Source organism: Fimbriimonadia bacterium (assembly GCA_039961735.1).
In the GTDB taxonomy this organism is placed as follows: Bacteria; Armatimonadota; Fimbriimonadia; order Fimbriimonadales; family JABRVX01; genus JABRVX01.
Window position 1 is genome coordinate 1 of sequence record JABRVX010000009.1, and the last position, 25782, is coordinate 25782.

Annotated in this window: 25 protein-coding genes; 9 read left to right on the forward strand and 16 right to left on the reverse strand. The window is 61.9% G+C overall.

Features of this window, described 5'->3' with window-relative positions; genetic code table 11:
- Window positions 1–389: 389 nt before the first annotated feature.
- The 3 genes from HRF45_03330 (at window position 390) to HRF45_03340 (ending at window position 2088) form a co-directional block, all read left to right on the forward strand.
- On the forward strand, window positions 390–959 hold the full coding sequence (locus HRF45_03330; protein MEP0765559.1) for a hypothetical protein: 570 nt from the start codon (window positions 390–392) through the stop codon (window positions 957–959).
- A 43-nt stretch (window positions 960–1002) separates the two neighbouring features.
- Complete coding sequence (locus tag HRF45_03335; protein ID MEP0765560.1) at window positions 1003–1161, forward strand: hypothetical protein; 159 nt, start codon at window positions 1003–1005, stop codon at window positions 1159–1161.
- 99 nt (window positions 1162–1260) lie between these two features.
- Complete coding sequence (locus HRF45_03340; GenBank protein MEP0765561.1) at window positions 1261–2088, forward strand: hypothetical protein; 828 nt, start codon at window positions 1261–1263, stop codon at window positions 2086–2088.
- A gap of 75 nt (window positions 2089–2163) precedes the next feature.
- Here HRF45_03340 and HRF45_03345 read toward each other — a convergent pair whose 3' ends face one another.
- The 9 genes from HRF45_03345 to rpsF all read right to left on the reverse strand — a co-directional run bounded on the left by HRF45_03345 (window position 2164) and on the right by rpsF (window position 9724).
- Window positions 2164–3033 carry a diaminopimelate epimerase gene (locus tag HRF45_03345; GenBank protein ID MEP0765562.1) on the reverse strand — a complete coding sequence of 290 codons (870 nt, stop codon included), beginning with the start codon at window positions 3031–3033 and terminating at the stop codon, window positions 2164–2166.
- 20 nt (window positions 3034–3053) lie between these two features.
- Entirely contained in the window at window positions 3054–3335 is a 282-nt protein-coding gene (gene hfq, locus HRF45_03350) for an RNA chaperone Hfq (protein ID MEP0765563.1), read from the reverse strand.
- A 13-nt stretch (window positions 3336–3348) separates the two neighbouring features.
- A complete protein-coding gene (gene miaA, locus HRF45_03355) occupies window positions 3349–4263 on the reverse strand; it encodes a tRNA (adenosine(37)-N6)-dimethylallyltransferase MiaA (GenBank protein ID MEP0765564.1) in 915 nt (304 codons plus the stop codon).
- Window positions 4264–4335: 72 nt separating this feature from the next.
- Complete coding sequence (gene nhaA, locus HRF45_03360; protein ID MEP0765565.1) at window positions 4336–5724, reverse strand: Na+/H+ antiporter NhaA; 1389 nt, start codon at window positions 5722–5724, stop codon at window positions 4336–4338.
- On the reverse strand, window positions 5714–7396 hold the full coding sequence (locus tag HRF45_03365) for an arginine--tRNA ligase (GenBank protein ID MEP0765566.1): 1683 nt from the start codon (window positions 7394–7396) through the stop codon (window positions 5714–5716). Before HRF45_03365 ends, nhaA begins: the two co-directional genes overlap by 11 nt.
- 17 nt (window positions 7397–7413) lie before the next feature.
- A complete protein-coding gene (locus HRF45_03370) occupies window positions 7414–8481 on the reverse strand; it encodes a bifunctional phosphoglucose/phosphomannose isomerase (protein ID MEP0765567.1) in 1068 nt (355 codons plus the stop codon).
- Between the two features lie 95 nt (window positions 8482–8576).
- Window positions 8577–8972, reverse strand: a complete 396-nt coding sequence (locus HRF45_03375; protein ID MEP0765568.1) for a 30S ribosomal protein S18 — start codon at window positions 8970–8972, stop codon at window positions 8577–8579.
- Window positions 8973–8982: 10 nt separating this feature from the next.
- Window positions 8983–9384 carry a single-stranded DNA-binding protein gene (locus HRF45_03380; protein MEP0765569.1) on the reverse strand — a complete coding sequence of 134 codons (402 nt, stop codon included), beginning with the start codon at window positions 9382–9384 and terminating at the stop codon, window positions 8983–8985.
- Window positions 9377–9724: a 30S ribosomal protein S6 gene (rpsF, locus tag HRF45_03385; GenBank protein MEP0765570.1), complete on the reverse strand. Its 348-nt coding sequence runs from the start codon at window positions 9722–9724 to the stop codon at window positions 9377–9379. The genes HRF45_03380 and rpsF overlap by 8 nt, the downstream gene beginning before the upstream one ends.
- A 256-nt stretch (window positions 9725–9980) precedes the next feature.
- Between rpsF and HRF45_03390 the strand changes: the two genes are divergently transcribed.
- The 5 genes from HRF45_03390 to HRF45_03410 all read left to right on the forward strand — a co-directional run bounded on the left by HRF45_03390 (window position 9981) and on the right by HRF45_03410 (window position 18368).
- The gene (locus HRF45_03390; GenBank protein ID MEP0765571.1) at window positions 9981–12788 is read left to right on the forward strand and encodes a UPF0182 family protein; all 2808 of its coding nucleotides are present in this window, start codon (window positions 9981–9983) and stop codon (window positions 12786–12788) included.
- A 173-nt stretch (window positions 12789–12961) separates the two neighbouring features.
- Window positions 12962–13231: a MerR family transcriptional regulator gene (locus tag HRF45_03395; GenBank protein ID MEP0765572.1), complete on the forward strand. Its 270-nt coding sequence runs from the start codon at window positions 12962–12964 to the stop codon at window positions 13229–13231.
- Window positions 13232–13354: 123 nt separating this feature from the next.
- Window positions 13355–16699 (forward strand): tetratricopeptide repeat protein, encoded by a 3345-nt coding sequence (locus tag HRF45_03400; protein MEP0765573.1) that lies wholly within the window; start codon window positions 13355–13357, stop codon window positions 16697–16699.
- 42 nt (window positions 16700–16741) lie between these two features.
- A complete protein-coding gene (locus tag HRF45_03405) occupies window positions 16742–17617 on the forward strand; it encodes a hypothetical protein (GenBank protein MEP0765574.1) in 876 nt (291 codons plus the stop codon).
- Between the two features lie 133 nt (window positions 17618–17750).
- Entirely contained in the window at window positions 17751–18368 is a 618-nt protein-coding gene (locus HRF45_03410; protein ID MEP0765575.1) for a hypothetical protein, read from the forward strand.
- Window positions 18369–18423: 55 nt separating this feature from the next.
- Here HRF45_03410 and HRF45_03415 read toward each other — a convergent pair whose 3' ends face one another.
- Genes HRF45_03415 through HRF45_03430 form a run of 4 tightly spaced genes read right to left on the reverse strand, consistent with a single transcriptional unit; the run spans window position 18424 to window position 21650 of the window.
- Window positions 18424–19179 carry a type III pantothenate kinase gene (locus tag HRF45_03415; GenBank protein MEP0765576.1) on the reverse strand — a complete coding sequence of 252 codons (756 nt, stop codon included), beginning with the start codon at window positions 19177–19179 and terminating at the stop codon, window positions 18424–18426.
- The gene (gene glmM, locus HRF45_03420) at window positions 19163–20542 is read right to left on the reverse strand and encodes a phosphoglucosamine mutase (protein MEP0765577.1); all 1380 of its coding nucleotides are present in this window, start codon (window positions 20540–20542) and stop codon (window positions 19163–19165) included. The genes HRF45_03415 and glmM overlap by 17 nt, the downstream gene beginning before the upstream one ends.
- Window positions 20535–21101, reverse strand: coding sequence for a nucleotide exchange factor GrpE (locus HRF45_03425; protein MEP0765578.1), 567 nt, complete (start codon window positions 21099–21101; stop codon window positions 20535–20537). The genes glmM and HRF45_03425 overlap by 8 nt, the downstream gene beginning before the upstream one ends.
- A 15-nt stretch (window positions 21102–21116) precedes the next feature.
- A complete protein-coding gene (locus HRF45_03430; protein ID MEP0765579.1) occupies window positions 21117–21650 on the reverse strand; it encodes an HNH endonuclease in 534 nt (177 codons plus the stop codon).
- A gap of 324 nt (window positions 21651–21974) precedes the next feature.
- On the opposite strand from HRF45_03430, the gene HRF45_03435 reads away from it, so the two are divergent.
- A complete protein-coding gene (locus tag HRF45_03435) occupies window positions 21975–23054 on the forward strand; it encodes a hypothetical protein (protein MEP0765580.1) in 1080 nt (359 codons plus the stop codon).
- A gap of 70 nt (window positions 23055–23124) precedes the next feature.
- On the opposite strand, the gene HRF45_03440 is transcribed toward HRF45_03435, so the two are convergent.
- From HRF45_03440 to HRF45_03450, 3 genes are all read right to left on the reverse strand, one after another.
- Window positions 23125–24558, reverse strand: a complete 1434-nt coding sequence (locus tag HRF45_03440; GenBank protein MEP0765581.1) for a hypothetical protein — start codon at window positions 24556–24558, stop codon at window positions 23125–23127.
- A gap of 145 nt (window positions 24559–24703) precedes the next feature.
- The gene (locus HRF45_03445) at window positions 24704–25198 is read right to left on the reverse strand and encodes a DinB family protein (GenBank protein ID MEP0765582.1); all 495 of its coding nucleotides are present in this window, start codon (window positions 25196–25198) and stop codon (window positions 24704–24706) included.
- Window positions 25188–25781 carry a hypothetical protein gene (locus tag HRF45_03450; GenBank protein ID MEP0765583.1) on the reverse strand — a complete coding sequence of 198 codons (594 nt, stop codon included), beginning with the start codon at window positions 25779–25781 and terminating at the stop codon, window positions 25188–25190. The genes HRF45_03445 and HRF45_03450 overlap by 11 nt, the downstream gene beginning before the upstream one ends.
- Window position 25782: the final 1 nt, after the last annotated feature.

Here is a 25782-nt window from a genome sequence, read left to right on the forward strand (position 1 = left end):
GGGCGACGCCCAAACCGTCACGCTGAGCCCGTCGAAGCGTGACGTAGATCTGCTGCGGCGAAACCACGGTGGCTGCATCGCCGGGACGGCGATGCCACGGAGACAGCCCGCAATGTAGGTTGACAAAGTGGGCGAGTCGTGATAGGATGGTTACAGGCCCGTGCAGCGAGCGGGTCGTGCGGTGCGATCCTCCCCCGACTGCGCGGGCGAAAGGAGTGCCTCGGAGGTGTTACGTGTGACTGCTCAGGTCCTCCCCCGGCTGCGCGGGCGAAAGAGGAGGGCACACAGCATGTGCAGGTACATCGTGTCGGCCTTAGGCCTCCTCACCCTTTGCGGGGGGGCAGGGCCAAGTAGACCATGAGCACTACATTCTGAAGTCGCAGTGGCCGATGGCAGGTTTCGGCTATCTTCGAAGCGCAAACCGGGACAGATACTCGTCACCCGAAGATGCGGGGCCAATCGGCACCACGGTGTGGCAGGTGCAATTGCCCGGCAACCCGGCCATCAACACGGGCATCGTGTGTGCTCCGACGACCAACTACCTACCTCAGGGCGGTCCCGGATCGTCTCCACCCGGCAAGGTTGCCACCGTGTACTTCGGCTCCGACGACGGCTACCTGAACGCTGTCGCCATCAACGAGTACCGCTCAGCCCAACTCGAGTGGCGCTTTCCCGCCGAAGTAGAGGGAGTGCGCTCTCCGGTTCGGTCTTCGCCTACCCTCGTCAAGTTCTCCTCTGGTTCGGACGACTGGGGCATCTGTTTCGGGGCGGACAACGGACGCGTGTATTGCATCAGAGACATGGGTGACGAGCCGGCTCTCGTCTGGCGTTCTGCGCCACTCGGAGAGGAAGGCTCGAAGGTTCGGGCCGGTCCGTTGTTCCGCGGTGGGAAGGCAAAGGCAGATCCGGAGCCTGGCCAGACCGCATCCATCGTGCTCGTGGGTGCAATCTCGATCTAGAGCAGTGTTGCTCGCGGGCGGCTTGTGAGGCTACCTGTACATCGTGGAGCGCAGCGGAGCCATTGCCCAGTGTTTCCCGGTAGATGTCGGCGGCACGGTCGGACATCCCACCGACCCGTACGGCGCCCGGCCGCACGTAGCAGTTGATGCCGAAGGAATCATCTACATCGGCAACAACAATGGTGTGATGCGTGGGATTTAGGCGCCGCGCCCCGGCGGTGACTGCGAGTTCGAGCCGTAGGCTCCCCGACCTACCCCGAGCCCCAGAGAGGGGCTCGGGGTGCATGGATGGAGGATCAGCATGAGACGTTTTGTGTTAGTTCTTCTTTGTGCCACCGGATCGTTGGGTGTCGTCGGTATGTCGCGCGCTCAGGGATTGTGGTGGCAGCACGAGCGACTGCAAACCGGGATGTATGCAGTCTCCGCAGACCCCTCGGAGGTGTATATCAACTCGCGCGGCGACGTGTGTTACTACGCTGCCGCAACGGCGTACGACTACTTCGATGCATACCGCAACCGCGAGAACCTCTCTGAGTGGTTGGGTCCAGATCGTGCTGCCCGCACTCGGGGCATCAATGAGAGAGGGCAGGTGCTCTATGAAGCCATCCATCGGGCTCCCTGGGGAGGTCAGATGCTCAGCTTGTTCGTGGACCAGAAGAACTGGACCGAGAGCCTAGTTGGTCCGGGCATGTCCTACGACATCCACACGTGGCCACAGGCTGGTCAACGGCGCTTGGACGATCAAGGCGTGCCCGTGTTCAGCTTCACCGCGGAGTACCCTGGGGGGCGCCAGGTGCTGTACCACGGTGACCGCGCGATCAGTGAGGAGGTGCTCTCGGGACATACTATCATTCACGCCGCAGGTATGAACGGTGCGGGTACACTAGTGTGGTCGGGGGAGGGCGCGGAGTTCGGCGGTTACGCTCAGACATTCGTTGACACCCGCCCGATCTCCTTCGAAGTGCTGGGCCAGGGTTACGGCACGTCTGGACGCCGGATCAACGAACGAGGGGACGTGCTGTGGGGTGGTGTGAACATAGACGGATACTCCGACTTCTTCATCAACGAGGTGAACTACAGCCGCTCGCACTTCGGCAACGTGGGCTACAACATGCTCGGCCAGAAGTGAGATGCGTGTGAGGCCGTGAGCCCGTCGCACAGGTCAGGGGAAGCGCGGGCACGAACCAACGCCCACCCCCGGCGATTACTGCAGTTTGCTCTCTAGGAAGGCGGGCTCTATAGTTCCGGTGAACACGGCTTCCGCCGGGCCGGTCATGCGCATGTGGAAATCGCCGACCACCTCGACGTGCAGGTCCCCGCCGGGCAGGTGCACGGTCACATCCCGCTCCACCAACCCCAGCTTGTGTCCCACTGCCACGCACGCGCATGCTCCAGACCCACAAGCCAGAGTCGCCCCGGCGCCACGCTCCCAGGTGCGCTGAACGATCTCCCAGCGGCTGACCGTCTGCAGAAAGTGAACGTTGATGCGCTGCGGGAAGATGGGCGCGGTCTCCAGAGCCGGTCCCCACTCGTGTAGCGGCACGTGCCCAGCGTCAATTACAGGCACGACGGCGTGGGGGTTGCCCATTGACACCGCCGTCACGATGAACGTCCGACCGAGCAGATCCACGGGTTGAGCGATGAAGCTGTCCTCCGGCGGTCCCGTTACGGGGATGTCCCGCCGCCGCCACCGTGCCTGACCCATTTCCACGGTGACCGATTCCACTCGGTTGTCGGTGATGCCCAGCTCCAGTTCGAGGGTCCCAGATGCGGTCTCCACTTTTGGGCTCAGCGACCCGCACACGCCCCCCTCGAAGGCGAATTTCGCGAGGCAGCGGATGCCGTTCCCGCACATTTCCGCTTCGGAACCGTCCGGGTTCAGCATCCGCATCGCATAGTCGTTCCCCGCTTCCTTGGCTGGGCGCAGCAAGATGAGGCCGTCTCCCCCCACACCGAAGCGCCGGTCGTTCAGGAGGCGGGAGAGCGCAGGCAGCAGATCCTCAGACAGCCGTGAGTCGCGGTCGTCCACGATGACGAAATCGTTACCGATCCCGTGCATCTTGGTGAACTGCAAGGGTGTCGAGATCTGCGAGGTCACTCCTCTTCGCTGCCGATGGGCCCCTCTTCTCTGCCTTCGGACACTTCGTGTACAGGCCGATAGCCGCTGATTGGCCGAGCAGGCACGATGGAAGTCACGGCGTGCTTATACACGAGCTGAGTGGGCTTGCCAGGGCTGTCGAGCAATACGGTGAAGGCGTCGAAGCCGCGGACGAGGCCGCGCAACTGAACACCGCCGATCAGATAAACGGTAACACCAATGCCTTCCTTTCGGCATTGGTTCAAGAACATATCCTGTAGGTTTATGGCCTTTGCCATCGAACCAGTCCTCCTAGCTGTGCAACAAGGGGAGCACACGCTCCCAAACATCTGGACCGTTCCTCTCGGCACTGATCCAATTCACGTCCGGTTCCTTACGGAACCAAGTCATCTGTCTCTTTGCATATCGGCGTGTATCGCGCCGAATCATCTCCAGGGCCTCGTCCAGCGTCATCTCGCCATTCAGGTGCGAGATCAGCCAGCGATAGCCGAGCGCCCGCTTTGCGACTGCGGTTTCTGCATAACTCTTTGACAGCAGGTCGCGTGTCTCCTGCAGCCACCCTGCTTCCAGCATCGCAGCCGCACGTTCGTCAATTCGTCGGTACAGCTCGGACCGGCTCCAGCACAGGCCGACCTTCAGGCTCCTCAGTGGGATCGGCGCCTTGGTCTGCAGGCTGCTGAACGGTCTGCCACCGGCCTCGCACACTTCGAGCGCCCGTACGATTCGGAACCGGTCGTTCCGGCCGATGCGAGCCGCGGCCTCGGGGTCCACTTCGGCGAGGCGAGCGTACAACGCTTCCACACCGGACTCCAGAGCCTCCCGGTTCAGTCTCTCCCGCAGAGCCGCGTCGGAAGGGAGCCGATCCATCGCGTAGCCCTCGAGGAACGCGCGGATGTAGAACCCGGTTCCGCCGCACAGGATGGGAACTCGCCCCCGCGACCGGATGTCTTCGACGCTCTCCGCTGCGAGCCGCTGGAAGTCGACGACCGTGAAGTCCTCGTCCACGTCCACCACGTCGAGCAGATGAAACGGAACCCGCATCCGCTCCTCCCGCGTAGGCTTGGCGGTGCCGATGTCGAGACCACGGTACACCTGCATGGAATCGGCGGACACGATCTCGCCTCCGATCGCTTCGGCTAGGCGGAGGGCAGTCGCAGTCTTGCCCGATGCCGTCGGGCCGAGGATCACCACCAGGTCTGCGCGCATAATCCTATTGTAAACGAACGTACTCTAGCGAGCAACGGCAAGTATAGCACACGGGTATCAGCCGGCACTCGGCTAAGTTCGAGCGCGCTTGGGGCACAGGTACGCGAGCATGAACCACCCGAGCAGGCCGGCAACGACGCTGGCCGAGAGGATGCCTGCCTTTGCGCCCTCGATCTCTGAGCCGTTCGTGAACGCGAGGTTGGCGATAAAGAGCGCCATAGTGAATCCGATTCCCGCAAGGCAGCCTGCTCCCAAGATGTGGTACCACCGCGTGCCCTCCGGAAGAACCGCGAGCTTACAGCGCACCCCGAACCACGAGAAGAGAACGATGCCGAGCGGCTTCCCAACGACTAGGCCGAGGACGATACCCATGCTAACCGGCCCGAAGTACGCTTCCGCTAGCTTCGCCGTCAGCAGCACACCTGCATTGGCCAAAGCGAAAAGCGGCACTACGCCGAATGTGACCCAACTATGGAGCGCTCTCTCGAAGCGCTGCAAGGGCGGTTCGAACATGTAAGCGGCCTGCTGCAAGGCGTCAATGGAAGCCTGGCGGTCGGCCAGCTCGCCCTCAGACTCCGCACCAGCCGATTGCGAGCGCTGATGTTCTCGCAGCATGGAGCGAAGGCGCTCCAGTAAGCTCTCCGCTTCCATGCCGCAGCGAAGTGGAATCGTCGCGGCCACCACGATGCCGGCAACCGTTGCGTGCACTCCGGAGCTGAGGAATGCTGCCCAAACGCAGAAACCGAGTATCCAGTACGCGATGGCGTTGCGGACGCGGAAAATGTTGCACACGAGCAATCCGCAGAAGAATACTCCCGCTATACCCAGGGCGCCCCAGTTGATATCCGAGGTGTAAAACAGCGCGATGACGAGCACCGCACCGATGTCGTCTATGATTGCAAGTGCCGCGAGAAACACCTTCACAACGTCTGGGACGCGGCTTCCCAGCAGCGCCAACACCCCGAGCGCGAAAGCGATGTCCGTGGCCATCGGCACTCCCCACCCGTGTACCTCGGGCGTGCCGTAGTTGAGCGAGGCATAGATCAGGGCCGGTACCACCATGCCACCCAACGCGGCAAGTGCAGGGAGCGCAGCCTTGCGGAAAGAGGCCAACTCGCCGACCAGAAGCTCGCGCTTGATCTCCAGGCCGACCACGAAGAAGAACAGTGCCATTAGGCCGTCGTTGATCAAGTGGTGGAGGTTCGTCCGGGTGACCCAGTCGCCTATGCCGACCACGATAGGCGTGTGCCAGAGGGCTTCGTACACATGGTGTCCGCCAAGGTTGACCCATAGCATAGCTATAACCATCGAGGCCATGAGTGCGATGCCGCCGGATGCCTCGATGTGGAAGAACTCCTGGAAGCGAAGGATCAGCGCCTCCACCGGCACGCGCACGCGGGGTAGCTTGGGGCGGGCCGGTCTTCTGCTCGCCTGTCGGCCGGAATTGCCGCTACCTTTCATCGGTTTCCTTCTCCATGCGCTCGGGGGCGGAGACCCCCATAAGCTCGAGGGAGTTCCTCAACGTCACGCGAACCGCCTGGCATAGCGTAAGTCGTGCACGGCTCCGTTCGGGGTTCGCCGGGTCCACCACTCTGCAGCGATCGTAGAACAGGTGGAAGAGCCGCGCCAGATCTTGGCTGTAAGTGGTGAGGCGATGGGGCGCTGTCTCGACGACCACGCGCTCCACCTCGTCCGGGAGCTCCAGAAGCTTCAGCTCCAGCACCACTTCCGCCGGGTCAGTCAATAGTCCCGGTGTGCACTCGCCTGCCTGGAGATCCTCCAGCTCCGCCTTCCGCAAAATACTGCAGATGCGTGCATGCGCGTATTGCACGTAGTACACGGGGTTCTCGTCCGACCGCTTCTTGGCGAGTTCCAAGTCGAAGTCCAGCGCCGTGTCATGCGAGCGCATCAGAAAGAAGAAGCGTGCTACGTCTACCCCCACTTCGTCCAGGACCTCTCGCAGGGTGATCATCTCGCCTGCACGCGTGGACATTCTCACCTGATCTTTGCCTCGCCATAAGCGGACGAGCTGGTAGATGAGAAGCTGTAGCTTGTCGGGGTCGTAGCCCATTGCGGCTACGACCGCCTTCATCCGTGGCACGTACCCGTGGTGGTCCGCGCCCCACACATCAATCATCAGGTCGTAGCCACGGTCGTACTTGTTCTTGTGGTAAGCGGCATCCGCCGCGATGTAAGTTGGCTCCCCCGTGCTCCGAACGAGCGGTCGGTCCTTGTCGTCCCCGAAGTCGGTGGAGCGAAACCACACCGCGCCCTCACGGTCGTAGGCGTAGCCGTGTTCGCGAAGCTGTGCGACCGCGGCCTCGACCAAACCATCGTCGTGCAGCTTCTGCTCACTAACGAAGTGGTCGAAGTGGAGCCGAAAGGCTTCGATGTCCTTCGCCTGGTCGTCTCGCATCTCTTGCTCGGCGAGGCGCTTGAAGAGCAACTTGTCCTGGGCGTGGTCGCCCTCCGCCAGACTATCCCCGTACTTCTCGCGGATTGCCTTGGCCAGCTCGACAAGGTACTCACCCTTGTAGCCGTCGTCCGGTAGGGACACGTCGTAGCCGAGCAACTGCAGGTAGCGCGCACGGACGCTCTCGCCGAAGAGTTGCATCTGCAATGAGGCGGCGGAGTCGTTCAGATAAAACTCTGTCTCCACTTCCCAGCCGGCTTTGCGCAAGCAGCGTGCGAGAACATCGCCAATCACACCATTCCTTCCGTGCCCCAGCGTGAGGGGCCCGTTCGGGTTGGCACTCACGTACTCGACCAGTGCCCGCTTGCCTCGTCCGATGTCGGTCTCGCCGAATCGCTCGTCCATCGCCAAGACCCGAGGCAGATGGCCGGCGATCCAATCCGGGTCTAGACGCAAGTTGATGAAGCCGGGGGCAGCAACCTTGGCAAGAGACACGCCAGGATGAGAGATGTGGGAGGCGATGGTTTGCGCAACCTCGATAGGAGGCTTGTGCAGGCCGCGAGCGAGCAACATCCCAATATTCGAGCTGTAGTCTCCATGCTCGGGGTTCTTCGGTCTCTCGATGCTGATCGGAGGGGTGTCGCACTCAGGCAGGGCACCTTCACGTACGGCGTGTTCGAGTGCCGCTTGGATTGTCTGTGCTAACTCGCCTCGGATCACGTTGTGCCCCGCCTTCCTTAGCCGTCGAGCTTCGCCAGCTCCGCCTTCAGCGTGTTGATGGCCGCGATCTCCTCCGGGTCCGTTTCACCGAGAGCTGCAAGGTACAGGCTCACGAAGTCACCGAGGTAACAGAGGGAGAGCATCCGGGTCACCAGGTCTCTGGCGTCCACCATAATCCCGTGCACAGGCATCGGCTCGATCAGGTTTCGTGTGACCTCCCAGCGCTTGTGCATCCTTTCCGACTCAGTGCCGTCGAAGAGCAGTACCACGGAGAACCTGTCGGACTGCGACTGCGCCCGGGTCCAGCCCACGATCTCGTTGTGATTCATCTCGGGGAGCACGTGGGCGAACGCGTGCATCTTCGAGTTCTCGTTGATCTGGCACTTCCAGCGAGAGGCCACCACCCCTCGATAGCCGCCGAGCCCGTACAGGATGGGGATTCGCCCATCCAACTCGGAAGCGAGCCACTTCGCGCCGTTGTCCGAAAGAGGGGTTGCGGGTCCGTAGGCGTCACGGATACGCTCGAGGTCGGACACCAGGTACTCCACGTTTACCGCCGAGACGATGCCAACTTCCGCTGCTGCGAGAAGCAGCGGAAGAAACAGGTAGCCCAGAGCCGTGCGCGGCGGCTGTCCGCCGGGGATGGCAATCGCCTGGACCTGCTCGCGCTCGGCCAGTTCACCGAGCTTGCCGCCGCTCGTGATGCACAGCTGCTGGCATCCCCTCTGCCTAGCCTGCTCGAAGCAGCTCAAGGTCTCCTCGGTGTTGCCGGAGTAGCTGCAGAACACGGCCCACGTCTCCTCGCCTGCGAATGCAGGTAGCTCGTATTCTCGGCAAACCACCACAGGCACCGATCCCTGCTCTTCCGCCACAGAGCGCAGCAGGTCGCCACCCGCAGCCGACCCTCCCATACCACATACGACTACGTTTCGGATAGGATTCTGGGGCGCTCGAAATCCGGACGAACGGTAGATGCTGATCGCCTCCTCACATTGTTGCGGGAAGGCTAGGGCGAGTCCCATCATGCCCTTCGGGTCATGCTCGGCGAGCCGAAGTGGATTGTCGAGAATTGCGACAGGTTCCATTCTCTGAAGTTCCTCCGTGGTGTCAGACAAAACGGCGTGGTCAGCGCCACGCCGTAGGGTCGCGTTGGGCGGCCCGGCTTGGGACCGCCCGATATCTACTGGGCGACGTACGGCAGCAGCGCGCACTCCCGGGCGCGGCGAATGGCGGTTGCGAGCATTCTCTGATGTCTGGCGCACGTCCCAGTCTGGCGCCTTGGCATGATCTTCCCACGCTCCGTAAGGAAGCGACGAAGCTTGGGCACTTCCTTGTGGTCAATCACCCGGGCCTTCTCAATGCAGAAGGCACAGATCTTCCGCCGTCGCTTGAATCGGCGTTGGCGATCGCGGGGCCCCGCCCCAAGACTTTCCGCATCGCGCGGCTTCGGACCGCTGCGGTATGTGCCCGGTTGACGAGGGGCCTCTTCTTTTCCAGTCCCCTCGCCCGGAGTTACAGTCTCAGCAGGAACGGGGGTCGACTCCTCCACGGTTTCGGTAATCGGTTCTTCACTCATATCCGTATCTCTACTCCGTTTCGAATGGGTCGCCGTTCCCGCTGTCCACAGGCTCCGGCATGTCGGCGCTAACCGCATCTAAATAGTCGCGGGACTCGCTGTCGCGTGGGCGGTCTAGCCCCTTCACGCGCTCCGCAACGACTTCGAAATCGTATCGCTTATGGCCCTCTTGGTCCTCCCAGGTCCGAGTCTGCAGCCTGCCGTCCACGCCGACCAGCCGACCCTTCGTCAGGTAGTTCGAGACGAACTCTGCGGTCTGGCCCCAGCACACGATGTTGATGAAATCGGCCTGCTGCTCCTGGCTGAAGGCTCGATCCACGGCGATTCGGAACGATGCCACCTGCTTACCCGTGTTGGTGGTCCTCAACTCGGGATCCTTGGTGAGCCTGCCGACGAGCACTATCCTATTGATCACCGTTGACCTCCACCTTCGCCTTCTTTACTCGGGGAGCGTCGCGCTCTGGGTCCCGGGAGTACACGCGGACTCGCAAGATGTGCTCCGTGATGGACATTTGGCGGGTGAGTTCCTTGGGCAATGCCGGAGGGGCCTTTATGTGCATTAGGCAATACACACCCTCACGGCGGCCGGAGATCTCGTACGCCAAGCGGCGCTTTTCCCAAACTCCGGATTTCTCCACTTCGCCGCCGTTGTCGGCGACGACCTTGTCGAATCGGGCGATAAGGGCCTCTACTTCCGGCTCCGAGACTTCAGGAGCCACGATGTAGAGCACTTCGTATTGACGTAACTCCAACTGGCTATAGCCTCCCTACGGACGATGTTGCTCGGCCCGCGAACGGGCAGAGAGGCCGACCGCCTGAGGCGGCCGTGCGATCCAGCATCATACCCGACATGCTGACTCGGGCATCGGGTGTCGTTGGGCCCCGCGAGTCACTCGGCGCTAACTAGGTTCGGGCGAGGCCAACGCAGCCCGTACCGGGTATTGTCCGTAGTCACAGTACAGGGTGAGGCGCCCAGCGCGCCGCGAGATCGCTACAAGGGAGGGCATCATGCTGTCGGAGCGCAAGCAAGAGATGACGCGAGGCCGCAAATTCGGTATCGTCCTGCTGCTCGTACTCGTCCTGATTGTCGCCTTCGGTGGGGCGGCCACGACGGCCTATTTGAACTGGCTGTGGTTCCTGGAGGACGCGCGGCAGCCTCAGGTGTTCGCGGTGCGGTTCAACACCCGGCTCCTCCTTTTCGCGATTGGCTTCGTGGTGTCGCTCCTGTTCCTTGGATTGAACGTGGCAGGGGCGCTTCGCTCGTTCTCCATTGTTCATCCGGGCGTGGATCACCCCGCGAGGGAGTTCTATACAGCCCTGATGCGCGCGGGCCGTGGTGGCATCCTTCGGGTGGCGTGGATTCTGGTCGCGTTGCTCGCCGTGCTGTTCGGCCTAGGCCTCCGAGGGCAGTGGGAGAGCCTGCTGCTATTCATGAATGCCTCGCCCTTCGGCAAGACCGATCCGATCTTCAGGACCGACATCTCATTCTATGTCTTCCGGCTACCGTTGCTAGAGAGCCTCGCAGGCTCGGCCTTCTTCTTGTCGCTGCTGACCCTGATCGCGGTAGCCGGCATCTATCTGGCTGGACGAGCCATCGCTGGTTTCGGTCGGGCGTACCTATCTATCCCAAGGGCGACCCCCCAACTGAACCTGCTGGCCGCTGTTACCTTGGCCTTGCTCGGTTGGCAGGTTTGGCTTGCACGGTTCAGCTTCCTGTACGTAGGGGGCAACCTGTTCACCGGGCCTGGCGCAGCCGACGTGTCTGCGAGGCTGCCGGTGTTGGCAGTGATTGCCTACCTGTGTTGGGCTCTCGCCGCGGTGTTTGCGTTCGGTGCGTGGAGCCTCCGCCGTTTCCATCTGCACGGCTACGGGTTGGGAGCGCTGGTGCTCATGTGGATCGTGGGCTACCTCGTGTATCCCGGCATCCTTCAGACGACTGTGGTGAGCCCCAACGAGCTCGAGAAGGAGTCCCCCTTCATCAAGCATGCGATTGACTACACACGATTCGCCTACATGCTAGATCGCATCCGCGTGGTCAACTGGCAGCCGCGTGCCGAGCCTACCGCCGAGGATCTACGAGCGGCAGCCGGCACGTTGGAGAACATGCGGCTGTGGGACTATCGTGTCATCAATGACACTTACGACGGGCTGCAGGTCATCAAACAGTACTACCGCTTCCGAGAGGTTGACCTCGACCGTTACAGGATCGACGGCAAGCAGCGTATGGTCAACATTGGAGCACGAGAGCTGGACACGGACGGCCTCGGACCCGGTGCGAAGACGTGGCAGAACCTGCGCTTCCAATATACACACGGAATGGGTGTGGTCCTCAACCCAGTCAATGCCGCTGACCCGGAAGGGCGCCCGAACTTCATCGTAGCCGACTTGCCACCTAAGTATCCTCCGGACCTTCCGGTGAAGGAGTCGAGGCTATACTATACCGAGGGCCCCGGCGACCCGGTTTTCGTGCACAGCCAGATCGCAGAGATCTCCGCGGAGACGGAGGCCCAGCCGGATGGCCAGAGTCTGGCTCCGTCGTTCCCTGGCAATCGCGGGATCGCGGTCGGCAGCTTTTTCCGAAGGCTGTTAGTGTCAGCGGCTCTATCGGAGTTCAACGTCATAACGACAGAGGCATTCACGCCTCGCTCCAAGGTGCTGCTGCGTCGCAACATCATGGAGCGTGCCTATGCGGTCTATCCGTTCCTCTCCTTCGACGACGATCCGTATCCGGTGTTAGCAGATGGGCGAGTCTACTGGATGATGGACGGATATACGACTACGAATCGGTATCCGTATTCCGCACATTCCGGTGGATCGGATTACGCCCCGAACTACATTCGTAACAGCGTGAAGGTGGTGATTGATGCCGCGACTGGGGCGATGACCGCCTACAACTTCGACGAGCAGGACCCCATCTTGAAGACCTACCTCAGCATCTATCCCGGATTGGTGAAGCCGAGATCCGCTATGCCTCAAAGCCTGCAAGCTCACATCCGGTACCCCGAGGACCTGTTCATGGCACAGTGCAATCAGCTGCAGCTCTACCACATCGAAGACCCAAAGGTGTGGTACCAGAAGGAGGATCGCTGGTCCTTACCCAAGGAGTCCACGGAAGAGGGCGGGGATCGTCCGATGGAGGCCTACTACTGCCAGCTTCGGGTGCCGGATGACGACAAGGACAGCTTCATCCTCATGTTGCCATTCACACCTCTCGGAAGGCCGAACCTCTCGGCGTGGTTGGCGGCACACTGTGACCCCGATCGCTTCGGTGAGCTCGTCCTGTACCGCTTCCCGCGCACCAGCAGCCTAGTAGGTCCGAAGCAGGCGAGCAATATCTTCTATCAGAACGAGGAGATATCACAGTGGGCCACGTTGGTCGGCCAACGCGGCTCGCGTGTGCGTCGGGGCAACCTGCTAGTGGTTCCTGTCGGTAGCAGCATCATCTATGTGGAGCCGCTGTACCTTCAAGCTGCCGGCGACCGCCCCATCCCCGAGTTGAAGAAGGTGGCGCTGGCCACCCAGCGCCGGGCCGTGGTGGGCGACACCTACGCCGAGGCGCTGGCGCGCCTGTTCGGCGACCAGGCGCCTCCCGTCGAGGGGACACCGGCGCCGAAGCCCGGCGCCAAACCCCAGGTAGCCGCCGAGGTGCCTAAGGAGACCCCACAGCAGGTGCTTGCTCGGGCCTTGGCGGCTCGGGCCGAGGCCAAACAAGCACTCGCCAAGCAGGACTGGGCGGCTTACGGTGCGGCCCAGCAGAAGCTGGACGAGGCGCTTCAGGCCCTTCAGCGCGAGTTCGCCGGCGAAGGCGGTCCCTAGAGCGTCAGCCCTCCGGGACCCCTGGGAATGCCTCCGCCGCTCGCGGCGGAGGCATGGCGCTTCCTCTGTCACCTGTTGAAGTCTCTCACCGGCTCCGATAATAGCCCTAGGCTTTCCCGACCTATTCGGGTTCTTTTCGGGCATTGAATGCCGATCTGGCGGAGGATATCTGCATGAGGCAAAGGCATCCGCGTGGGGAACAAGCGGTGCCGATCAGCGTGGCAAGCCGCATCACCGGGGTGGAAGTGCATACGCTGCGGTATTGGGAGAAGGAGTTCCCGCAGTACCTTCGTCCCATACGCACTGCAGGCGGTCAACGGCGTTATCGACCGGAGGACATCAGCAGCATCTTTCAGATACGGAAGTTGCTCAAAGACGAGATGTTTAGCATCGCAGGCGCCCGAAGGGTGCTTCGCATGGAGGCGGACCGCTCCTACAGCTAGCCCGGCGGCAGCCGAGGCCCGCAGTATCCGAGCGGTCAATTTCGGAAGGTGCAGGGGAGAGGAACGGATCCGAACCTGGGCCGGGGCGCGAGCCTCGGCCCGCATTCTCTTGGGAGACATGGCATGGGCAGCAGGCGAAGCGCAAGGCAGCTACCGAACACCCTTTGGGAGGGTCCCTTCTTCGAGCAGCACAGTCTGGGATTGTGCAACCGTGAAACCCTCCTGGCGTTGTTGCGCAGGAACCCGACTTGGCAGGTCGGAATCTTGCCGGATCGTGTAGGCGAGTTCGGGCGCGAGAGAGAAGGGGACCTGGCCGAGCGGCTCTACGTGGTACCCGACCCTCCCGAAGTAACCGTCCGCTTCCAGTTCCCACCGGACTTTCGCACGCCCCCTTATGGGCACCTGGTCATCTTGCAGCCTTGGGAGTATTGGGCGGCGCCTCGAGAGTGGGTGAGGGTGGCCAACGAGGTGGCAGCGCAGTTCTGGGTGCCTACCAGCTATGTGCGAGACGGCTTTGTAGCTTCGGGCATGAACCCCGAGCGCGTGTTCGTCACCCCCCATGGCATCGATCCCGCAACGATGCGCCCCGATGGTCCGAAGATGGATATACCGACGGACAAGGGCTTCCGCTTTCTTTTCGTGGGTGGAACGATCCCACGTAAGGGTGCCGATGTGCTGTTGGAGGCATACCTCGCCGAGTTCGAATCGGACGAAGACGTGTGTCTGGTGATCAAGGAGTTCGGCGCCCAATCCTTCTATCGTGGCCAAGGCCTGGGAGAGCGTATCCGAGCCGCTGCTGCCGTTCCTAACTGCCCGAGCATCGTGTACCTCACGGCCAACCTCAGCGAGGAGCAGGTGCCAGCTCTGTACCGCGCGTGCGATGCTTTGGTCCACCCGTTCCGCGGTGAAGGGTACGGGCTCCCCATTGCCGAGTCTATGGCTTGTGGGCTGCCGGTGATCGTCACCCGTCACGGCGCGCCGCTGGACTACGTGAACGATGAGATCGCGTATCTCGTGGATGCTACCGAGGCGCCCGGTCCCGCGCAGGGGCTTGCATCGTTCGACCTAGCGATCCCACCGATGTGGGCCGAGCCGAGCGTGGATCACCTACGCCGACAGATGCGCGAGGTGTTCGAACATCGTGAGGCTGCCCGAGAGGCGGGGCGCCGCGCATCGGAGCACATGCACCGACACCACACATGGGACCATGCTGCTGCCGTCATCGAGCAGAGACTTCGCGAACTTCAGCCGCTGAGTGTGAAACCGATCGCCAGGGCGACCTTTGTCGCCGGGCTGGCACTCGACCTCGAAGTGAGAGGTAAGGTCGGGGTGGACCTGGCAGTGGTAGAGCGTGCACTGCGAGACGAGCCGAATCAGCCTACACTCATAGCTGCACGAGCCAAGGCATTGCTCAACGTCGGCAACTGGGAAGAGGCCGTCAGTTCGTTGGAACAGGCACGAAGACAGTTCCCCGACTCGCTCGATGTGCTAGGGCAGCTTGCTTGGGCCTATGCCTACAGCCAGCGTGAGGACCTGGCATACGAAGTCGTGCAGCATGCTATGAAGCTCGATGGCACCGACTACCGCCTGTCGGCAGCCCTAGTGGCCTTGTATGGGTACTACACCAACTTATCTACCTGTCAGTGGATCTCGACGAAGCAGCGCAAAGACGCAAAGGCACGTGCCGCCATCCTCGAGGCACACTTGGTGTCGACCGGCTGGTCGCCGGAGTCCATGCAGCCCCTCGGCACTGGGTTGTCGCTTTGTATGATCGTGAAGAACGAGGAAACGAACCTACCACGCTGCCTCGACAGCGTTCGAGGCGTGGTAGACGAGATCGTCATCGCCGATACGGGCAGCGCCGACCGAACGGTGGAAATCGCCGAGGCGTACGGCGCCAAGGTGGTTCACTTCCCATGGTGTGACGACTTCTCTGCTGCTCGCAACGAGTCGCTGCGGCACGCTACCAAAGAGTGGGTCCTCTGGCTGGACGCCGACGAAACACTGGAGGCCAGCAGCATCCCCACCTTACGAGAGGGCCTGGTTAGACCGCAGTTCGGCGGGTACATGATGCAGATCCTCAACTTCATGTCGGAAGGTGAGGGCGCCGACGTGTTTACCCATCGTCCGTGTCGTCTGTTCCGGCGTCTGCCAGGTGTACGCTTCGAGGGGCGCATTCACGAGCAGGTGATGCAAAGCATCACCGAGAGCGGGTTACCTGTCGCGAATCTTGCAGGTGCGCGAATTCTGCACTATGGCTACTCGCCGACAGCGATGCAAGAGCGTAGGAAGATGGATCGCACGCTCTCCCTCATCCAAGCGGAGTTAGAAAAAGACCCCGAGAACGTTTTCCATCAGTTCAACCTAGCAAACACCTACTACGTAGCCGGGCGCTACGAAGATGCCGCACGGGTACTGGCGGGTTGTGCCGATCGCATACACGAGCGGCAGGACTTCTGTCCGACAGCATATCACCTATGGGCATCGGCGATGGTCAACCTGAACCGTCCCGAAGAGGCCATGGCAGCGTGCCAGTCGGCGGATGCACGGGGAATCGTTAGTCCAGCCATCGAGTTCAGCCGTGCCACGGCACTGTATCAGTTGGGCCGGCATACCGAAGCGCTCGAGGCGGTGGAACGCACGCGCAAGATGCCTTGGAAGGACGAGACTACCGGCGACTACACGGTGACCACGTTCAAGCTGCGATTCGTCGAAGGTCAGTGCCGGCTCGCTCTAGGTGATGCCGAGGCTGCGATTACGTGCTTCGAAGACTCCCTGCGTCAGTCCCCCGATTACCCGCTCGGTCATTACTTCCTCGCTCTAGCACTGGCGAAGGTGGGCCGTCCTCGCGAGGCGGTGGAACACGCCTTGATACCCGTCGACGACGAGAAGGTAGGCAACAGTGCCCTGCTGCTCGCGAGCGACCTACTCCACAACCTGTCAGACTACCGTCTCGCTGCGCAGGTGGCAGGCCGACTAAGCAAGCGGGCCCCCGAGAACGAGAGCCTCTGGGCACGATGGCTGTACTTTGCCGAGAAGGCCGACGACTGGCAGGAGATCAACGCGGCCTACGCCGCTAGGGCCGAGCACGGGGAGTTGAGTGCGGATATGTATATCAACTGGGGCCGGGCATGTGCCAGTCTTCAAGATTGGGACCGCGCCCTCTCTCACATGAAGGATGCAATAGACCTGGAGCCCGGCAATGCCAACGCGATGTTCAATGCCGGAGATCTGCTGTACAAGCTGGGAGCGTACAACGAGGCGGCCGATGCATACCAAGCTGCACTACGGCTCGACCCCAGGAACGCCGATGGCTGGTTCGTTCTCGGTAACGCTCTGTTTCAACTGCGAGTGTTCGAAGCGGCGAAGGTGGCGTTCCAGCAGGCCCTCCAGATTCGACCCGAGCACGAGGAGGCCAAGCACAACTTGGAGCTCGTGGACGAGGTGATCCGAGTCACCGCAGCCTAATGGGGGCAGGGAGCGGCCGGCAAGTGGCGAACCGAGGGGCATATGCTCCGTGTGTGCCTGTACATTTTTGCCTTCGCCTGCGCCTGCGTCACCCTGGGCCAGCAACCTCAGGTGTCCGTCAATCTGGACCTGTGGCCGATGGCCCGCGCCGACCGCGACGGGAAGTTCCGTTTCCACTGGTACGACGACGTCGGACACCATTCGGTGGTATCGGTCACGATGCTCACAGAAGTAGGGTTTCGGGCGTTCGTCTCCCAGCGCCTCGAGCTGATCTCCGGCGATGCAGACAACGAGTACTTGAACGAGTTCTACATTGAAGATACCGGCTACTGGCGGGTCGGGAAGCAACAGCTACCATTCGGACTCGAGTCACTGGAGAGGGAACTGGTCACTGCTGCACGCGCCGACACGCGGTTCGCCCTCGGCGGATGGCCGCTCAAGATTGCGTGGTGTGGCGGCAACGTAGGTTTGCCAACGGGGTACGTGGCGCGTGTGGGGCGAGCCTTTGGTCTTAGCATCGCGTCCGGGAGGCACTTTGGCGTTTCGGGACTGGCGTTTCAGGAGGTCCGTCGCCCCGAGGACAGTCCCGGCCGGGGTCGGGGGTACCGGGAGATGTATGGTGCCGACTTCACACAACGACTTGGCAGCCTGCGCTTCGAGTGTGAGTGGGTGCGCACGCGGCGCGGACACTCGGAAGAGGATGTGGACAACGATTTCGGGCTCGCCCGTCTGGTATACGTTCTGAACGGCGAACGATCGCTTGCGCTCACGCTAGTGCGTGATTTCGATGCGGGCTTGGACTACTACCGGCTACGCCACTCGCTATTGGTTCATGAGCGACTAGAGACGTATCAGCAAGTGCGGTGGCGCAAAGGAAGTGTCAACGAGGCGTCCATCGGATTGAGGGTTCGCTTCTGAGATGACTGAGCAGCGCAGTGCTCTCACGCGTCGAGGTCAAAATGGGCGAAGACTGCCCACGTGGTTCATTGTGGCACTGCCTGCTGCATCATCTGTGGTAGGGGCTGTCGTTGGACTTACTTGGTGGTTGCCGGTGGTAGCAGGTTGCCTCGCCGCATTGATGGCGGCTTACGAGCTCCGACCCCCTCGTGAGCTACGCCAAACGGACGACATTCCGACGGGGCTGGACTGCGAGGCCGAGTTCGCCTGCCGAGAGCTGCTACAGCAGTGTGATCGCCTAGCGCAGAACCCTGCGATCCGCGATAGCTCGGATGCACCTTTCTACTCGGAGCACATCACACGTCTTCGCAGCCTCGTGCTAGAGCTAGCCCGAGACAGGGCGGCTTTGAAGAAACTCATGCTCGGCCTCGACGAGCCCGCACTCCGGCTCAGCACGGAGCGACTAAGCACCTTGGCCGAGGCCAGCAGCGACCCAGAAGTGGCCGAGCTGTATCGTTCCGCACACCGTGTTAGGGACCAGCAGTTGGCCTTGCTCGAGAACCTGAAGGAGATAAGAGCGGCGGGAGATGCACACTGGGAACATCTCTCAGCGGTCATAGGTGAGCTGGCGACTTCCACCGCCCTGCGCGGCATGCGTGGTCGCATTCAGGCCCAGGAACAAGCTCTCCAGAGGCTAAGGAGCGACGTAGCGGAATACCGCGCTGTCCTAGACGAGCTGCGTGTTAGTCTCGGCGAAGAAGAGCGCAGTTAGGTACACAGAGTTGTGGTACGTGAACCCACTCAGGAGCTAAGTGCGACGGCGTTGGTCAGGGCTCGGCAAGCAGGCGAATGCCGTTGAGCGTGAGCATCGGATCCACATGGTGGATCGAGCGGCATGCACCTACGATGGTGTCCGCGACGCCTCCCGTGGCTACCACCACAGGGTTACCCCCGAGCTCGGAGCAGATGCGTTCCACCAAACCATCGATGGCTGCGGCGAATCCTAGCACGATGCCCGAGCGGAGGCTCTCTTCCGTGTTACGCCCAATCGCCGCCCGAGGCACGGTCAGCGATATCTTGCTGAGGCGAGCCGCCCTGTGGAAGAGCGCGCTGGTAGATATTTCCACACCGGGCATGATGGCCCCCCCCAGGTACTCACCCTTGGCCGAAATCGCATCGAACGTGGTTGCAGTTCCCATATCCACTACAATCGCCGGAACGCCGTACTGCTCGATGGCCGCGACCGCGTTGGCGATTCGGTCGGCACCTACCATCTCCGGAGGCTCGTTGAGAATGGGCAGGTTCTTGGCGGTTAGGTGGGTGATGAAGAGTGGCTCGATCTCTAACCACCTACGCGCATACATGAGAAAGCGTTCAGTCAGCGCCGGCACGACACTGCACACTGCCATGCGGTCCACACCTTCTGCGGAGCACGCCCTCTGGGTCATTGTGGTAAGGAACGCACCGATCTCGTCCTCGGTCCATGCAGGGTTCGTGTGCTGACGCCATGTTGCTCGCCAGTCACGCCCGTCGTGCAGACCATAGAAGATGTGCGTGTTTCCTACATCAATCGCCAAGAGCATCGGTCAACTCCACTCTCGAGTAGATGTCTCCCCCCGCTTCGTCGTGCAGCAGCTCTAGAACGCGCTCGGCCACGCGGTCGCGATGCTCCCGGTCGTGGTGCTCGCACATCACGCGCAGCATCGGTTGAGTGCCGGAAGCTCGAACCAAGAGCCTGCCATCGTTCCCCAGCGTTCGCTCCGCCTCGGCGATGCCACGCTCCACTGCGGGTGTGCGCCATGCGGACCGGTCGCGAACCCGAACGTTGATCAGCACTTGCGGCCATGGCTCGTACAAGTCGGCCAGCTCAGCTAGTCCCTTTCCCGTCTGAGCAATCACCTGCAGTACCTCGAGCGCGGTAACAATCCCGTCCCCCGTCGGCGCCTTCTCACGAAACACGATGTGTCCGGACTGTTCGCCACCCGCAAGCGCTCCCGTGGCGTCCATGCGCTCTACCACGTATCGGTCCCCGACTGGGGCGCGGTCGAGTGTGATGCCGTGTTCTGCCAGAAGCCTTTCCATTCCCATGTTGCTCATGACGGTTCCCACGACAATCGGAGGGTCGAGTGTGCCGAGACGCTTGCGGTGCAGCGCCCATAGAGCAAGAATGTGGTCTCCGTTCACCAGGCGTCCATTCTCGTCGGCAAAGACCGCTCGGTCGGCGTCGCCATCGAAAGCCAACCCAACCCGTGCCTTAGCCTCGAGCGTCGCCCGAAGCAGGTGCTCCGGCTTGGTTGCCCCGCCTTCGGCATTGATGTTCAGCCCGTCGGGCTGCACGCCGGTCTCGATTACCTCGGCACCGGCGGCCTCCAGGGCGGGGCGAGCCCACTCGGTCGCGGCTCCGTGAGCGCAATCCGCCAGAACGCGTAGCCCATCGAGGCGTATGGGAAACGCCGTCCGGATCCATTCGATGTGCTGTTCCAGCAGGCCGCTCAGATGCGAGATGGTGCCCACCTTCCGAGGGTCCGCCCGGCGGGCGCGATCGGAGTGCAGTAAGTCCTCGATCTCCACCTCGAACGCGTCCGGTAGTTTCCGTCCATCGGACCCGATCAGCTTGATGCCGTTGTCCTCGGCCGGATTGTGCGATGCCGAAACCATCGCCCCCATCGTGTATCCGTTCTCCCGGACGAACCGAGCCAGTGTCCCCGTCGGGATCACCCCGGCTAGGAACACCTTACTACCACTTGAGCAACACCCGGCAGCAAACGCGGATTCCAGCATCGTGGAGCTAAGCCTGGGATCTCTTCCGAGCAGTATGCGTGGGTGACCTTCACGTCGAGCTGCGAAAGCTGCCGCGGCACGCCCCAAGGCCAGAGCGAGTTCGGGTGATAAGTCTCGATTGGCGACCCCTCGCACCCCGTCGGTGCCGAACAGGGTCTTACTCATTCGCGCCTTCGTCGAACGGAGCCTTGGTCACGCGCACGCGACTCGCACGGATCACTCTCCCGTTAAGCACGTAGCCGCGACGAAGTTCCTCCAACACGATGTCCGGAGGATGCTCGGCCGAGACGGCGACTGCTACTGCTTCGTGCATGCTAGGATCGAATGGCTTGCCGACCGCTTCGATGGGTGTGACGCCAATTTGCTGAAGGGCGGCTTCGAACTGCTTCTGGATCAGTCGGATGCCGTCCACAACGGCCTTGACACTAGACGCCTGATCGGCGGAGGCGATGGCGAGTTCCAAGTTGTCCATCGCAGGCAAGAACGCCGACACAGCCTGTTCCAGAGCGTACGCGCGAATCCCCTGAGACTCCTGTTCCACGCGCTTGCGGAGGTTGCGGTAGTCGGCCAAAGCCCGAAGCGCCTGCTCCTTGGCTTCATTCCGTTCCTTGGTGAGTTGCTCGATGGTCTGCTGCAGCGCTGCAAGATCGGGAGCCGCAGTCTCGGCCTGCGGGGCATCAGGTGTGGTCATGGGTGCAGCGGCTCGTTTGGGTTTGGTTGTCATCACCCGGATTCTACCCTAGGCTTCAATGGCGAAGTCCTCGAATGCTGGTAGGTAGTTGCGCCACAGTTCGTTCTGTTGCGCTCTAAGGTAGTTTGCCAAGCTGATATACGGCGTGTAGCGCGGTCGGCGTGGCTGCCTCACCAGCTTCATGTTCGTTAGAGGCAGTAACTTGTCGCCTTTCTTCAGGTTGCAGCGGCGGCAGCACGCAACCAAGTTCTCCCACGTGTGGGTCCCGCCCATGCGCCTGGGGATGACATGGTCAATCGTAAGATCGCGGCTCGGGCGACCGCAGTACTGACAGGTGTGGTTGTCACGAGCCAGCACAGTCTGTCTACACAGCTTGAGCTGTGGTAGTGGCCGCCGCACGTGGTAACGCATTCGCAGAACGGACGGGACCGTTACTGGTCCCGCGACAGTGTGCAGCTGCCTATCCGCATGGTGCGCAACCTCGGCCTTGCCCAACATCACGAGCGTCAGCGCACGAATGGTCGTGCACACATTCAGCGGTTCATAGTCGTTGTTCAGCAGCAGAACTTCCCCAGCCGCCATGGACCGTTCAACCTCGCTCCAAAAGAACGACGCCCGCCGTGGAATCACATGCGGGCGCGCCTATCCATGTACGGAGAACTCCGCTCCGTCGTTGGCTAAGCGCGCGCGTGGCGAACCAACTGCCAGTCCGCCACCGGGTTGCATGCATCACACGTAGTTGCGCCATATTCAGCGAGATTGTACCAACAGCAGTGCCGGCTGTCAAGGGACTTCGCTAAGGTCTGGCTCCGCATCGGGCACAATGGGTGGGTGCGCAGTCAAGACCGGTATCTAGCCGTAGTGTTGAGCGGTGCCGTGGGAGAAGCGAGCCAGGAGCTGGATTGGATGACGCCTCTGCAGGCAGCGCCCACGCCGCATTTGGACGTCCTCGCGGCCGAGTCCGAGGTCGGGTGTGCGGAACTACCCGAGGGTGCAATCCCCTCCCGTCCGGAGACATCCGTTGCCGCCCTTCTAGGCGTAGAGCCGACCTCCATCCCGCACGGACCGCTCCTAGCCGCAGCAACCGGAGTGAGTCCGGATGACCGGGACGTCTGCTTCCGATGCGAGTTCGTCGCAACGGACGGCGACACGCTGCTCGGGCCGACGGGACCCCTGCCCGCACAGCACGAGCGCGAGTTGATCAGCCTGGTGCAAGAGAAGCTGAGTACGCGACGGCTACACGTGATCCCTAACGGCTGTGGCCCGCACCTCCTGATATGGACGGACGGGCCCCGCGACCTGGAGTGTTTGACACCCGAGACGGCTAGGGGACTGGCGCTTCGCCAGGCGCGGCCACGTGGCCACGGCGAGGACGTGCTCCGCTGTTTCCTCGACGATTGCCTCAACCTGCTTCACGACCACCCTTTGAACCGAGCGCGAGCCGACGAAGGCATGCTGCCGGCGAACCTTCTGTGGCCCTACGAGAACGGTGTCGTGCCGAGCTTGCGGCCCTTCGTGTTCGAATGGGGATTGCCTGGCGGTTTGGTCTCTACTGCTCCGGAGGTACGAGGCCTCGGCTACTTACTCAGGATGAAAGTGGCAAATTCGTTCGGTGCGGAAACCGAGTACGACGGCACGCTTGCGGCAAGTCTAGAGCTGCTGAGTTCACACGGCTTTGCTCTCCTGCACATTGCGACCTGTACCGCTGCTAGGATGCGGGGCGATGAGACCGAAGTGGCATACACCCTGCGGGACCTGGATGCTCGGTTGATCGCCCCTCTGCATGAGGCCCAGTCTGCCAACGGGTTCCGCCTCATGGTGGTGGGCGCCACAGCGATAGGCTCACAGAGGCATATGATCTACCTGCTCTCCCCTGGAGAGACCGTTGGTCCACACCGTCCATTCGACGAGCGTATGGCTTTGGATGGTGAATTCCCTCCGGTCGCAGCCAGGGACCTGATGCGCAAGCTACTGCACCCCTCCTAAGTCTGGCGCAGCCAACAGCGAAGCGGGCCGCCGGAGACGGCCCGCCGCCAATCCGCGAGAAGATTTTGGCTTAGCGGCCGAATGGCGACGCGGGAATGCCGAAGCCGAAGCCGGGCGCTGGGCCACCAGCGTTGTTCCGATACACCGAGACCGAGTTGCCGGTGGATACGAGCAGGAGCGGTGATGGGGCACCCTGCGGCTGCGCTATCGTCACAGGGGTCGAGATCGGCCCACCTACGAAGATCGGATAGTTGGCCCGCGTGTTCAGATTCGAGTCCAGCGAATAGAGGAACCCCTGCTCGTTGCCGATGTAGATGTTCCCTGCGGAGTCGATCACCGGGTGCGTTCGGAGCTGGCCGATGTCGGTTCGTGAGGCGATGATGGACATGGTCGTCGTGTCGACCGCATGAATGCCGCTCTCCCCGTCGCCTAGGGTGACTACGTATGCACGGTTGTTCGTCGAGTTGTATGCGGGCCCGCCCACGATGGAGCCGTTGGCGAACGTCAGCCGGGTGGGGTTCCCAACTCCCGTGTTGGACAGCCGGTAGAGAATGTTGCCTTTTCGTCCCGTCTGTGGGTTGATGGAACTCGCCCACAGCAGGTCACCGTTGGCAAGCACCACTACCGGCCCGTCGAAGGACTCGTCGAATCCGCGCTGCCAGGCCACAGAACCCATCATTAGATTCACGGAGGTAACAACGCCGTAGTGGCCCACCATGTACATCGTGTTGCCGTTCGTAGCGAGTGCCGCGCTTGCAGGTGAGAACATCGTCGTTCCTGTGGCGAGGCTGGAGATACCGGCGTCTGCCCACGGCTTGGGCACCTGAAGTGAGAAAACGTAATCTTCCGGGTTCCGCCACTCGCAGTTCACGTAGCGCCAGTAGATGGTGCCGCTGATGGTTGTCCACAGGAATCCGGTTACCGTTACCGGCGTGTCCGTATCCTTGAGAGGCACCGTCTGCGTGGTGTTGGCCGTCGGTGCCTGTGACCGCCAGGCGCCTCCCACCACGTAGAGAACGATCGAGCCGAAGCCGAACGGGTCAGGGAAGTACAGGTAGTTACGTCCGTATCCTGACCAGGCCGATGCGATCCACTCCGGGGAAGCGCAGTTACCACTATTCACCTCGTCATCGCACCACCGGAACGGGTCGAGGCCCTCGGTGTCATGAATGTTGAATATCATCTTGCACTGCGTTGCGGCCGAGGTGTTGCCCGGAGTCGTATTCATCACGTTGTAGGCCTGCCCCATGGTGGGATCGTAGGCTCTCAGCTGGGGGCCCTGGGGAGTCCAGAAGTAGCTGCCGTCCCAAGTGGCCTCTTCGGTGGCGCCTAGGCCCACCCAACGCACCAGTAGACTGGGATTGGATGGGCCTGCCAAGCTGACCTTGTGCCGATTCTGAGCATCCACGCCCCACTTAGGCCACCCCGAGTTCAGCAACTGACCCTTTGCTGCCGAACCAATCCCAAGTGTCGCTACGACGAACGCCGCCAGAAGGAAACGCATAAGTTCGACCTCCTCTGCGCCCCGGCCTGCCCGCTCACGGGCAACCGGTCTGAGCGCACAGCATGACGGTATGATACCGGACGAACACCCAGCCTCGCCGCGTGCGCGCCGTTCCCTATAGATTAACTCTCGAACAGCCGTCCGGTTACTCCGATTTTTCGTCTGGGTCGTACACTGTGTACATGTCCCAGTCGGGGCACTGAGCGAGCCGCAACGCGCATATCTGACCCAAGTGGTAGGCGTCGTGTGTAACGACCCACTCGGTCAGCACCTTCCATCCCGGCCAGGTCGCGAACGACACCTTCATCAGCGCATCGAGGTCAACGCCACGGAGCCGCTCCGCCACCTTGGCAAGGGCCTGCTCCCGGAGTTCGCCCCACTCGCGCAGGAGGTGAACGAGTCCTTCACCGCTCGGCCGCCAGGCTCCGAAGTCGTGTTTGCGGCCCTCGAGCTCTGCCGACAGCGCGAGGCAGTTGTCGGCTAGATGAACGAGCGTGTCTCGGACGGACATTATGCCCTCGCCGAATCGGAAGTCCGCCTGCTCCTCGGTCAGCCCGGTCACTGCCCGTTCGATCTGACGACTCACCATTCGCGCCTGTCGTATGATTAGAGATAGCGCTCCGGCCTGTTCACTTCCCATCGTCGCCCCCTCGCTCCTCACCATCTCGCAATGAGCCTCTGCTCACGTAGATCACGTCGCCCGGTTGCAGCTTCTGCACGTCTGGCTCCGCTGATAGCAGTTGCCTCACCGTGTACTCGTATCGAACAGGCGCTCCGCTTGGCATCCACCGTTCGATCCGAATCCGATCGGAGTCCCCCGTCGCCAGCCAGTGTGCTCGGCGCAACGCCTCGAGCGCGATCAACCCCGGTTCGAACTCCACGGGCCTCATCACGGAACCGGAGCGTATCCACACAGAGGATCTCGCCTGCCGCAATATCACGATACGATCACCGTCTCGCAGTTCATAGTTCTGCGCCGGGTCTCCGAGTCTGGTGAGGCGCGTGAGGTCTATCGGAATAAGGTCTGTGGAGTTCTTGCGCTGAAGCGTCACGCGCGAGGTGTCCGCGCTCTGCAGCATCCCACCTGCAGCATCCAGTGCGTGCAACAGACTCGCTCCGGCGGGCAGCACGTGCTCCCCGGGCACCTGGACCTCGCCGATCACCACCACCCGAATCTCACTGACACCAAGCAGCAATGCGACAGCCGTAAGCAACGGACTCATG